Source organism: Mycobacterium sp. (assembly GCF_019247615.1).
Classification (GTDB): domain Bacteria; phylum Actinomycetota; class Actinomycetes; order Mycobacteriales; family Mycobacteriaceae; genus Mycobacterium.
The window spans coordinates 1-11,104 of sequence record NZ_JAFBAT010000273.1 but is presented as its reverse complement, the minus strand read 5'-3'; the positions used below and the strand labels follow the sequence as shown (position 1 = coordinate 11,104).

Here is an 11,104-nt window from a genome sequence, read left to right as displayed (position 1 = left end):
GCGGGCCGGCACGCGAGTTATGGTCGCCCCGGTGGCGACGATCGCGCCGAGCCGGTTGCCGCCGCCGCTGTTGAGGTACGTGATCGCGGCCGCGGCCGCCACCGCGAGGTCGCGCTTCTCGCAGACGGTCGTGCCGAAGTCCAGGCTGGCCGACATGTCGACCACCATCCAGGTCTCCAGCTCACGGTCGGCGATCATCTGCCTGACGTGCGGATGAGTTGTGCGGGCGGTGACGGCCCAGTCCATGCGACGCACATCGTCGCCCGGCTGATACTCGCGCGACTCCCCCGGCTCCGTGCCAGGCCCCGGGATCAGGCCGAGGTGATCGCCGTGCAGGACCCCGTCGAGCTTGCGCTTGACCGTGAGCTCGAGCGTTCGCAGCGCCGCCGAGAGCTTCGGGTCGTCGATCTGCCCACGCTCGAACGACGGCGGGTGGTTGACCGGGCGCTTTGCCGCGGCCGGATTTGCATCCGTCACCGACCGCTGGCCGCTACGGTCTGCATCACCGGCGGTACCGAATGACCTTGCTGCGGAACGGCATTCACCTGTGGCAGGGCGACGGTCTGCAGGACCCGGTTGATGACGATCTCCGGCGAGATCTCGTCGGCGAGCGCGTCATAGGTGAGCACCAGGCGGTGCCGCAGCACGTCGGGAATGACCTCCACCACGTCTTGCGGGATCACATAGTCGCGGCCCCGCACCAGCGCCAGCGAGCGGGCGCCGGCGATGATGCCGAGCGACGCGCGCGGGGACGCGCCGAACGAGATCCACGTCTTGACGTCGTTCATCCCCAGCTGCTCGGGGTAGCGGGTGGCCATGACGACGCGCACCACGTAGTCGACGAGGGCGTGGTGGACGAAGACGTTGGACGCGATGTCCTGCAGCCGAAGCAGGTCGCCGGTGTTCAAGATCTGCTTGGGCACCGGGGGCCGCACACCCATGCGGTAGATGATCTCCCGTTCCTCTTCCGGTGACGGGTAGCCGACGTTGATCTTGAACAGGAAGCGGTCGCGCTGGGCCTCGGGCAGCGGGTAGACACCCTCGTGCTCGATCGGGTTCTGCGTCGCCATCACCAGGAACGGGTTGGGCAGCGCGAAGGTCTTGCCGCCGATCGACACGTGGCGTTCCTGCATGACCTCCAGCAGCGCCGATTGCACCTTCGCCGGCGCGCGGTTGATCTCGTCGGCGAGCAGGAAGTTGACCACCACGGGGCCCAGTTCGGTGTCGAACTCTTCCTTGCCCTGCCGGTAGATGCGGGTGCCGATGATGTCGGTGGGCACCAGGTCGGGGGTGAACTGGATGCGCGCGAACGTCCCACCGACCACCCGCGCGAAGGTTTCGACGGCCAACGTCTTGGCCACCCCGGGAACACCCTCGAGCAGAACGTGGCCCTTCGAGAGCAGGCCGACCAGCATCCGCTCAACGAGCTGGTCCTGGCCGACGATGATCCGCTTGACCTCGAAGATGGCCCGCTCCAGGGTGTGCACCTCGGCGGCCAGCCCATTGCCGCCCCCGCCCGAAGGGCCTTCGTGGGCGGGTGGGCCGGACTGCCCACCCGGGCCCGAGTAACTGCCGGCGCCCGGGGGCGGCCCACCTGCTGATGTCATCGAGAAACCCTCCAACGCTCAATCGGACACGACTGCCGGGCAGCGACGTGCCCGGGTCCAACTATTCCAGGCCTGCCGAAATCCGTCGATGTCGCGGAAACCCTGCGGCGCGGCACGGCTGGATCAGTATTCGATGATCCTAGTCAGGAACGGCGTCATGCCGGGCGTGCGGACCGGGCTGACGGTGACTTTGCCGGCGAGGCTGGACGCCTCCAGCATCTGGCCGTTGCCCAGGTACATGGTGACGTGCTGGCTGCCGTTTGGCCCATAGAAGATGAGGTCGCCGCGCCTGGCCTGGTCTTGGGGGATGTGCCGACCGAAGTTGTACTGGTCGCCCGAGAACCGCGGGATCAGCACGCCGACCCCGGCGAACGCGTACCGCATCAGGCCGGAGCAGTCGAAGCCGGTGATGTTGGCGCCGTCGCCGACGCCCTTGCTGGGACCTTGCAACGAGCCGCCGCCCCACGAGTACGGGACCCCCATCTGTGACCCGGCGCGTTTAATCACGTATTCGATGGCCTGACGGCCGTTGGCCCGCGGGATCCGGCTGGGGCTGGTGTTGCCGGGATCGGCGGCGGCTGCCGGGGCGCCGCCGAGGTTGATCCCGAGCCCGCCGAGGAACTGCTTGCCCAGGTCCAGCGTGGTCTGGGTGGCCTGGGCGGTGGCCTGCAGCGAGGCGTTGGCGACGGCGAGCGGATCCCCGGGGGCGCCGGCGCTGATCGTGGGCGGCAGGGTGGGATCCCATTGCCCGGGGTCGGCCGAGACGGGGCCGGCCACCGACAAGGTCAACCCGGTGACCACCGCGATGATCGCGCCCAGCTTGACAACCAGGCCGACCAGTCGAAGTCCCTTGCGGCGCATCATTACTCGTCTGATACTCATTCGTCACCAATCGATGTAACGGACCACATACGGCGTCATGCCGCTGGTGCGCACGGGCGCAACACGGACCTTCAAACCGATATCTGGAGCCTCGAGCATCTGGCCGTCGCCGAGGTAGATCGTGACGTGCTGGCTGCCGCCCGGGCCGTAGAAGATGACGTCACCGCGGCGCATCTCCGCGGACGGAATCTTGCGGCCCAGGTTGTACTGCGATCCGGAATAGTGCGGCAGCTTGATGCCGACTCCGGCGAAGGAGTACAGGACGAGGCCCGAACAGTCGAAGCCGGTGATGTTCGCCCCGGAGTCGATGCCCTTGCTCGGTCCCGCGGCATTGCCGCCACCCCACGAGTAGGGCACCCCGATCTGCGACATGCCGCGCCGGATCACGTATTCGGTGGCCTGCCGCCCGTAGACCCGTGGGATCCGGGAAGGCCGGCCGGGCGCCGGGTTGGTGATGCCGGTGTCCTCGGGCTTGAGGATGCCCAGCTGTTGCAGGAAGTTGCGCCCCATGCCCGCGGTGACCTGGGTGGAGGTCGCGGAAATGCCCAGTACCTGGTTGATCACGGCGATCGGGTCACCGGGGACGTTTGCGCTCGGCACCGCCGGCAGCGTCGGATCCCAAACGCCTTCCCAGCGCCGGCCTCCGGCAGACGGCGCGGCGGCCGGGGAGCCCGGATCCCACCGATCGCCCGTCGGCGGGGCGCCGGGTCCGCCTTTGCCAGCTGACCATTGGGTTGCGGCCTCGAGTTGGGCCTGTTCGAGTTTGGCCGCTGCCTCGTCGCGTTCGGCGCCCAGGCGTGCGACCTCTTGGCGCTGTTCGTCGAACTTGCGCTTGGAGTCGGTCAGTGCCGCGACGGCGGCGTCCTGGCTGGCCTTCGCGTCGGCGGCGGCCTTGTCCGCCTTCTGCTTGGCCAGCCGCGCCGCCGATTCCCTGTTCACCTGCTCCGTGCGGGCGAGTCGCAGCTTGTCCATCACCGCCTGGGAACTCGCGGTCAGCGTCCGCGACGCGGTTGCGGTGGCGATGATCTCTTCTGGACTGGTCGCGGTCAGGTAGCCGCCCGACGGGCCGTTCATATAGGTCGCGGCCGCGAAGGTGTCGAACCGGCGTTGAGCGGCTGCGATCGCCGCGTTGGCGTCCATGACCGCCTGCTGGCTCGCCTCCACGTCGTGCTGTGCGGCCACCGCGTTATCCCGCGCGGCCTCCACGTCGACCAGGGCCTTGTTGACGCTCTCCTGCTCCGCCTGGATCTCGGCGCTCATGTCGTCCAGGCGCTGGTTGGCCTTGGCGACGTTGGCGATCAGCGCGGCCAACCGGTCGGTGGTGCTGTCGCCGTGCGCGGGACCGGTAGTGCACAACAGCAGCACGACGCCCAGAACCGACGGTACGACCGGCCGGACCAGCCTTGCGGCCGGTCGCGCAGACGAGCCCCAGAGTGCACGTCTCATTCGACTCAGGTCTCCTATGGCTCAACGCGGACGGGCGGCGCCAGGCACATTTCCCGCATAGGCACCAAAGACAACACAAGCATCATTTGCACCGTACGTCACATCGGACGCCGCGCAAACGCCGACGAGAAACTGCACTCTTGGCGTGCGTTTACTGTGATCTAACGGTGACCTGCGGTGGTTGCTGCGACGAATCTCGGGCGCTTGCCCGGGATGAAGGGGCCAACCCGATGCGCGTGGTTAAGTCCCCGTACCGAGCTCCTCGGGCTCTCCGTGCGCGGCACCGGTCGAGGTTGCTGGGCGCTTGCTGCGGACCTGCAGGAACCGGGTCGCGACGGCGGCCGCGAGCACCCCGACCAAGAGGAAGATGGTCAAGCCGGTCCAGGGGAATTCGGGTGTGCTCAACTCGGTCAGAAAGTGTTGTGCCGAAACGACGGGGTTGCCCGTCTTGGCGTGGTCCTCGCCGGCCTCGAGTGTGACCCGCGGGAACTGTGTGCTGTAGGTGCCGACGAAGTTCGGGCTCAGGGTCAGGACGGTGGCGTCGTGGTAGTCGGCGCCGACCACCGTGGAGATGTCGCGCAACGGCGTGTCGTTCGGGGGGTTGTGGTCGAGCAGCACGATTTTGAGGTTGATGCCCTTGGCGTGGGCCTGGTTGACCACATCGAGCAGTCCGGGTGCGGACGCGGGTGCTGCGCTGACTCCGGTGGCGGCCACTTGAGCCTTGACCGCGGTCATGTCGACGTCCACCGGAATGTAGACGGGAAGGAACGAGTATCCGGTCATTGCGCCTCTCCTGCCCTCTGGTAGTCCCAGTGCTACAGGCACCGTACGCGACTTGACCGCGGGGGCTTTCAACGCGCGCGGCTCGCGACAAGACTGAACGTGGGGCGCCCCCTATAACAGGACAAGCGTACTGTTAAAGTAGCAATGCCATTTTGAAGCCGGTTTGAAGCCGCCGACACGGCCCGTCGGCGGAAGAACTAAATCCTCGGGAGTTGAAGTGACTGAATCTGTGAACTCGTTCGGAGCCCGCGACACCCTCAAGGTCGGCGACAAGAGTTACCAGATCTATCGCCTCGATACCGTCCCCAACACGGAGAAGCTTCCCTACAGCCTGAAGGTCCTCGCGGAGAACCTGCTGCGCAACGAGGACGGCAGCAACATCACCAAAGAGCACATCGAGGCCATCGCAAACTGGGATCCCAAGGCAGAACCCAGCATTGAGATCCAATACACGCCGGCCCGCGTCGTGATGCAGGACTTCACCGGCGTGCCGTGCATCGTCGACCTGGCCACCATGCGGGAGGCCATCGGCGAGCTCGGCGGCAACCCGGACAAGGTGAACCCGCTGGCCCCCGCCGACCTGGTGATCGACCACTCGGTGATCGCCGACCTGTTCGGCCGGGCCGACGCGTTCGAGCGCAACGTCGAGATCGAGTACCAGCGCAACGGTGAGCGCTACCAGTTCTTGCGCTGGGGCCAGGGCGCTTTCGACGACTTCAAGGTGGTGCCGCCCGGGACCGGCATCGTGCATCAGGTCAATATCGAATACCTCGCCAGCGTGGTCATGACCCGCGACGGCGTGGCGTACCCCGACACCTGCGTGGGCACCGACTCGCACACCACGATGGTCAACGGCCTCGGCGTCCTGGGCTGGGGTGTGGGCGGCATCGAGGCCGAGGCGGCGATGCTCGGTCAGCCGGTGTCGATGCTGATCCCCCGGGTCGTCGGCTTCAAGCTGACCGGCGAGATCCGGCCGGGAGTCACGGCCACCGACGTCGTGCTGACCGTGACCGAGATGCTGCGCAAGCACGGCGTCGTGGGCAAGTTCGTCGAGTTCTACGGCGAGGGCGTGGCCGAGGTGCCGTTGGCCAACCGCGCCACACTGGGCAACATGAGCCCCGAATTCGGCTCCACCGCAGCGATTTTCCCGATCGACGAGGAAACCATCTCCTACCTGAGATTCACCGGCCGCTCCGACGAACAGCTGGCCCTTGTCGAGGCGTACGCGAAGGAACAGGGCATGTGGCACGACCCCGAGCACGAGCCCAAGTTCTCGGAGTATCTCGAACTCGACCTGTCCGACGTGGTGCCCTCGATCGCCGGCCCCAAGCGCCCGCAGGACCGCATCGCCTTGTCGGACGCGAAAGCCACGTTCCGCAAGCAAATCTCGGACTACGTCGGCGACGACCCCGACAAGAAGGAGTACTCCAAGCTCGACGAGGCGGTCGACGAGTCGTTCCCCGCCAGCGACCCGGGGGCGCTGGAAAACGGACATGCCGACGACGCACCCAAGGTGGAGTCGGCCGCCGAGTTCGCCAAGGGCCGGGTGAGCAACCCGGTGACCGTGAAGTCCGACGAACGCGGCGAGTTCGTGCTCGACCACGGCGCTGTCGTGATCGCGGCCGTGACGTCCTGCACCAACACCTCCAATCCCGAGGTGATGCTGGGCGCGGCTCTGCTGGCGCGCAACGCCGTCGAGAAGGGCCTGACCTCCAAGCCCTGGGTGAAGACGTCTATGGCGCCGGGCTCCCAGGTGGTCAGCGACTACTACGAAAAGGCCGGCCTCTGGCCCTATTTGGAGAAGCTGGGCTTTTACCTCGTCGGCTACGGCTGCACCACGTGCATCGGCAACTCCGGCCCACTGCCCGACGAGATCTCGAAGGCGATCAACGACAACGACCTCTCGGTGGCGGCGGTGCTCTCGGGCAACCGCAACTTCGAGGGCCGGATCAACCCCGACGTGAAGATGAACTACCTCGCATCGCCGCCGCTGGTGGTGGCCTATGCGCTGGCCGGCACCATGGACTTCGACTTCGAAAAGCAGCCACTGGGCACTGATAAAGAGGGCAAGGAAGTCTTCTTGAAAGACATCTGGCCGTCGCAGAAGGACGTCTCGGACACCATCGCCTCGGCGATCAGCCAGGAGATGTTCACCAAGAACTACGCCGATGTGTTCAAGGGCGACGAGCGGTGGCGGAACCTGCCGACGCCCAGCGGCAATACCTTTGAGTGGGACCCGGATTCGACCTACGTGCGCAAGCCGCCCTACTTCGAGAGCATGTCGGCCGACCCGGAGCCGGTCAGCGACATCAGCGGCGCCCGGGTGCTGGCACTGCTCGGCGATTCGGTGACCACCGATCACATCTCCCCCGCCGGCAGCATCAAACCGGGAACCCCCGCGGCGCAATACCTTGACGAGCACGGTGTGGACCGCAAGGACTACAACTCCTTCGGCTCGCGCCGGGGCAACCACGAGGTGATGATCCGGGGCACATTCGCCAACATCCGGCTGCGCAATCAATTGCTGGACGACGTATCGGGTGGCTACACCCGCGACTTCACCCAGGATGACGCGCCGCAGGCGTTCATCTACGACGCGGCGCAAAATTATGCGGCACACGACATTCCGCTGGTGGTGCTGGGCGGCAAGGAGTACGGGTCGGGCTCCTCGCGGGACTGGGCGGCCAAGGGTACCCGGCTGTTGGGCGTGCGGGCAGTGATCGCGGAGTCGTTCGAACGCATTCACCGCTCCAACCTGATCGGCATGGGCGTCATCCCGCTGCAGTTTCCCGAGGGCGAGTCGGCGTCCTCACTGGGGCTGGACGGCACCGAGGTCTTCGACATCACCGGCATCGAGGCCCTCAACGACGGCAAGACGCCCAAGACCGTCCACGTGAAGGCCAGTAAGTCCGGCGGGGGCGACGGTGAAAACGCTGTTGAATTCGACGCCGTGGTGCGCATCGACACCCCCGGTGAGGCCGACTACTACCGCAACGGCGGCATCCTGCAGTACGTGCTGCGCAACATGCTCAGGGCGGGCTGACTCCGACACCGGCCATGCCCAGAGTCAGTGAAGACCATCTGGCGGCACGCCGCCGTCAGATCCTCGACGGCGCTCGCCGTTGCTTCGCGGAATACGGCTACGACAAGGCGACGGTGCGCCGGCTGGAGAAGGCGGTCGGGATGTCGCGTGGCGCGATCTTCCATCACTTTCGGGACAAGGACGCACTGTTTTTCGCGCTCGCGCACGAGGACGCCGAGCGGATGGCCGACGTGGCATCCCGCGAAGGCCTCATCCAGGTGATGCGCGACATGCTCGCCGCCCCCGACGAGTTCGACTGGCTGGCCACCAGGTTGGAGATCGCGCGCAAGCTGCGCAACGATCCCGCGTTCAGCCGCGGATGGGCGGAGCGTTCCGCCGAGCTCGCGGCCGCGACAACCGAGCGGCTGCGCCGGCAGAAGGAGGCGCACCGGGTGCGCGACGACGTTCCCGGCGACGTATTGCAGTGTTATCTCGAGCTGGTTCTCGACGGGTTGGTGGCACGGCTGGCATCCGGTGAGGATCCGCAGCGATTGGCCGCCGTCCTCGACCTGGTGGAAAATTCGATGCGCCGCAATGACTTTGGCGATTCTGGGGCGCGACCGTAACACCACTCCGAATGCCGGGAGGTGATTTCGCAGGGACGCTACCCTCGCGCGGGCTCGCGTTGCCGCGACGTGTGGTTGGGTCCGCCGCGGCCGCGAAGTGTGGTGCCGGACTCCAGCAGCATGCCGTGGATCGAGCCGTACGACCTGCCCGTGGCGGCAGCCAGGTTGCGGATACTGGCTCCGCGCTCATAGGCACTGCGCAGCTCGTGCAACAACTGGTCGCGCGTCTTCTTCGACTTTCCGGCTGCGTTTGCCACTGGTCCCTCCAGGCTTGAGTCCGATCTCAAGCTCATAGCGTAAGAACACAGGCGTCCGCCGCGGGGCGGTTCGCCGAAATCGCCTGCGGCACTTGTCCGAAGGGCTAGGCCAATTCGATGAGGTCCCGATATTCGTCGGACCAGTAGTCCTCGGTACCGTCGGGCAGCAACACGACGCGTTGCGGGTCGAGGGCCTCGGCCGCCCCGGGGTCGTGCGTCACGAGCACCACGGCGCCGCGATAACTTCGCAGCGCGTCGAGGACCTGTTCGCGTGACGCGGGATCGAGGTTGTTCGTCGGTTCGTCGAGCAACAACACGTTGGCCGTGGACGCCACCAAACCCGCGAGGGCCAGCCGGGTCTTCTCCCCGCCGGACAGCGTGCCGGCCGATTGCTCGAGCTGCGGACCACTGAACATGAACGCGCCGAGCAGGCCACGCAGATCCTGTTCGCCGGATTCCGGTGCGGCGTGCCGGATGTTCTCCCACACCGTCGCGTCGCTGTCGATCGTGTCGTGCTCCTGTGCGAAATAGCCGACGCGCAGACCGTGTCCGGGCGCCAGCGCTCCGGTGTCGGGATTCTCGACGCCGGCCAGCAGCCGCAGCAGCGTGGTCTTGCCGGCCCCGTTGAGTCCTAGAACGACCACGCGCGAGCCGCGGTCGATGGCCAGATCGACACCGCTGAACACCTCCAGCGACCCGTACGACTTGCTGAGCCCCCTGGCCGTCAGCGGGGTACGGCCGCAGGCTGCCGGGGTGGGGAACTTGATCCGGGCCACCTTCTCGGCAACGCGTTCCTCGTCGAGTGCGGCGATCATCCGATCGGCACGGCGGAGCATGTTTTGGGCGGCAACGGCTTTGGTTGCCTTGGCACCCAGCTTGGCGGCCTGGGTGCGCAGCGCGGCGGCCTTGCGCTCGGCGTTCGCGCGTTCCCGCCGGCGGCGCTGCTCGTCCGTGGCCCGGGCGTCCAGGTATTTCTGCCAGCCCATGTTGTAGACGTCCATCTCGCCGCGCACGGCATCGAGGTACCACACCCGGTTGACGACATCTGCGATCAGCTCCACGTTGTGGCTGATGACCACCAGCCCGCCGGTGTGTGTGCGCAGGAAATCTCGCAGCCAGCCAAGGGAATCGGCATCGAGGTGATTGGTCGGCTCGTCAAGCAGCAGCGTGGTGCCCGAACCCGACGCCCCCGCCCCTCCTTCCGAGGCGGCGAACAGAATGCGAGCGAGTTCCACCCGGCGACGCTGCCCACCGGACAGCGTGCGCAGCTTCTGGGTCAGCACCCGTTCCGGCAGGCCGAGACTCGCGCAGATGCGCCCGGCTTCGCTTTCGGCACCGTAGCCACCCAGTGCCACGAAGCGCTCCTCCAGTTGCCCGTAACGCCGGATCGCGCGGTCCCGCGCGTCGTCGTCGGCGACCTCGGCCATCAGCGCCTGCTGCTTTTCCAGATCGGTGAGCAAAACATCCAATCCGCGAGCCGACAGCACTCGGTCGCGCGCCAGCACGTCGAGATCACCCTCTTTGGGATCCTGTGGCAGATAACCGATTTCGCCCGTGCGGGCGACCGATCCGGCGTAGGGTTCGGTCTCGCCGGCGAGGATGCGCAGGGTTGTTGTCTTGCCCGCGCCGTTGCGGCCGACCAAGCCGATGCGATCGCCGGGCTGCACACGCAGGTCCGGGCCGTCGGGTGAGAGCAAAATGCGCGCGCCGGCGCGGACCTCGAGGTCCGTGGCCGTGATCACATTCGCTCTCCCTGAGTCTTTGAATCACTTGTCGTCGGTGAACACCGGTGATCGGCGGTCTGTGCGCGCGGCAACCGCTTCTTCGAAGTTGGCGGTGAGCAGACGGACGAAAAGCTGTCCCAAGCCTTCGGCTTGCATATGCCCTTCCAGGCTACCGGCGTCCAGTCCACTCCACAGTGTGCGTTTGGTCAACTCGATTCCCGGCCGCGAGAAGGCCGCCATCCGCGCGGCGATCTCATAACAGGTTTCGAGCAGTTGCCCCTCCGGCACCTTGCACGACACCAGCCCGATGCGCTCGGCTTCCTCGGCGCTGACGTCGCGACCGGTCAGCATGATCTCGAACGCGCGCGACGATCCGATGGCCCGTGGCAGCAGGTAGCTGAGACCCAGCTCACTGGCGGTCAGCCCGTTGTTGATGCCGGCGGCGCGAAAGTAAGCGCTGGTCGAGGCCACCCGGATGTCGGCGGCCAGCGCGAGGCACAGTCCACCTCCGATGGCGGGGCCGTTGACGGCGGCAATCACGGGTTGGTGCAACCGCCGCAGCGTCAAAATGATGTCGTCGAGAAGCTCCATGGAGCGCAGCGCATAAGTCGGACGGGTCAGCCCTTCGACGTTGGGAACCGTTCCGGCCGACTTGTGGTCGGCGCCCGAGGAGAACCCTCGCCCCGCGCCGGTCAGCACGACGACGCGGACCGAATTGTCGTATGTGACCTTCTCGAGGGCCTCTTTGAGCGGCACC

At 66.6% G+C, this 11,104-nt stretch carries 10 protein-coding genes; 2 read left to right on the top strand and 8 right to left on the bottom strand.

The features are described 5' to 3' along the window. The 5 genes from JO059_RS19050 to JO059_RS19030 form a co-directional block, all read right to left on the bottom strand. The coding region (locus tag JO059_RS19050) for a DUF58 domain-containing protein (RefSeq protein ID WP_293321542.1) at nucleotides 1–477 on the bottom strand (477 nt) is incomplete at its 3' end. Further along, entirely contained in the window at nucleotides 474–1,607 is a 1,134-nt protein-coding gene (locus JO059_RS19045; protein WP_293321540.1) for a MoxR family ATPase, read from the bottom strand. The genes JO059_RS19050 and JO059_RS19045, both read right to left, overlap by 4 nt. Before the next feature lie 123 nt (nucleotides 1,608–1,730). Further along, nucleotides 1,731–2,468 (bottom strand): NlpC/P60 family peptidoglycan endopeptidase RipB, encoded by a 738-nt coding sequence (ripB, locus tag JO059_RS19040; protein WP_293321538.1) that lies wholly within the window; start codon nucleotides 2,466–2,468, stop codon nucleotides 1,731–1,733. 24 nt (nucleotides 2,469–2,492) lie between these two features. Beyond that, nucleotides 2,493–3,935 carry an NlpC/P60 family peptidoglycan endopeptidase RipA gene (gene ripA, locus JO059_RS19035; protein ID WP_293321536.1) on the bottom strand — a complete coding sequence of 481 codons (1,443 nt, stop codon included), beginning with the start codon at nucleotides 3,933–3,935 and terminating at the stop codon, nucleotides 2,493–2,495. Between the two features lie 240 nt (nucleotides 3,936–4,175). Beyond that, complete coding sequence (locus JO059_RS19030; protein ID WP_293321534.1) at nucleotides 4,176–4,718, bottom strand: DUF6676 family protein; 543 nt, start codon at nucleotides 4,716–4,718, stop codon at nucleotides 4,176–4,178. Between the two features lie 217 nt (nucleotides 4,719–4,935). Here JO059_RS19030 and JO059_RS19025 point away from each other — a divergent pair, with 217 nt between their 5' ends. Both JO059_RS19025 and JO059_RS19020 read left to right on the top strand, forming a co-directional pair. Next, entirely contained in the window at nucleotides 4,936–7,761 is a 2,826-nt protein-coding gene (locus JO059_RS19025; RefSeq protein WP_293321532.1) for an aconitate hydratase, read from the top strand. Nucleotides 7,762–7,775: 14 nt separating this feature from the next. Next, nucleotides 7,776–8,366 carry a TetR/AcrR family transcriptional regulator gene (locus JO059_RS19020; RefSeq protein ID WP_293321530.1) on the top strand — a complete coding sequence of 197 codons (591 nt, stop codon included), beginning with the start codon at nucleotides 7,776–7,778 and terminating at the stop codon, nucleotides 8,364–8,366. Between the two features lie 38 nt (nucleotides 8,367–8,404). Here the strand turns inward: JO059_RS19020 and JO059_RS19015 are convergent, their stop codons facing one another. The 3 genes from JO059_RS19015 to JO059_RS19005 all read right to left on the bottom strand — a co-directional run. After that, nucleotides 8,405–8,623, bottom strand: a complete 219-nt coding sequence (locus JO059_RS19015; protein ID WP_293321528.1) for a helix-turn-helix domain-containing protein — start codon at nucleotides 8,621–8,623, stop codon at nucleotides 8,405–8,407. Between the two features lie 104 nt (nucleotides 8,624–8,727). Beyond that, nucleotides 8,728–10,365, bottom strand: a complete 1,638-nt coding sequence (locus JO059_RS19010; RefSeq protein WP_293321526.1) for an ABC-F family ATP-binding cassette domain-containing protein — start codon at nucleotides 10,363–10,365, stop codon at nucleotides 8,728–8,730. Nucleotides 10,366–10,389: 24 nt separating this feature from the next. Beyond that, nucleotides 10,390–11,104, bottom strand: a 715-nt coding sequence (locus JO059_RS19005) for an enoyl-CoA hydratase (protein WP_293321524.1), incomplete at its 5' end; no start/stop codon positions are given.

Coding starts and splice junctions, on each gene's coding strand:
- ripA (WP_293321536.1), bottom strand. CDS start 3,935: ATGAGACGTGCACTCTGGGGCTCGTCTGCGCGACCGGCCGCAAGGCTG.
- JO059_RS19020 (WP_293321530.1), top strand. CDS start 7,776: ATGCCCAGAGTCAGTGAAGACCATCTGGCGGCACGCCGCCGTCAGATC.
- JO059_RS19030 (WP_293321534.1), bottom strand. CDS start 4,718: ATGACCGGATACTCGTTCCTTCCCGTCTACATTCCGGTGGACGTCGAC.
- JO059_RS19045 (WP_293321540.1), bottom strand. CDS start 1,607: ATGACATCAGCAGGTGGGCCGCCCCCGGGCGCCGGCAGTTACTCGGGC.
- ripB (WP_293321538.1), bottom strand. CDS start 2,468: ATGCGCCGCAAGGGACTTCGACTGGTCGGCCTGGTTGTCAAGCTGGGC.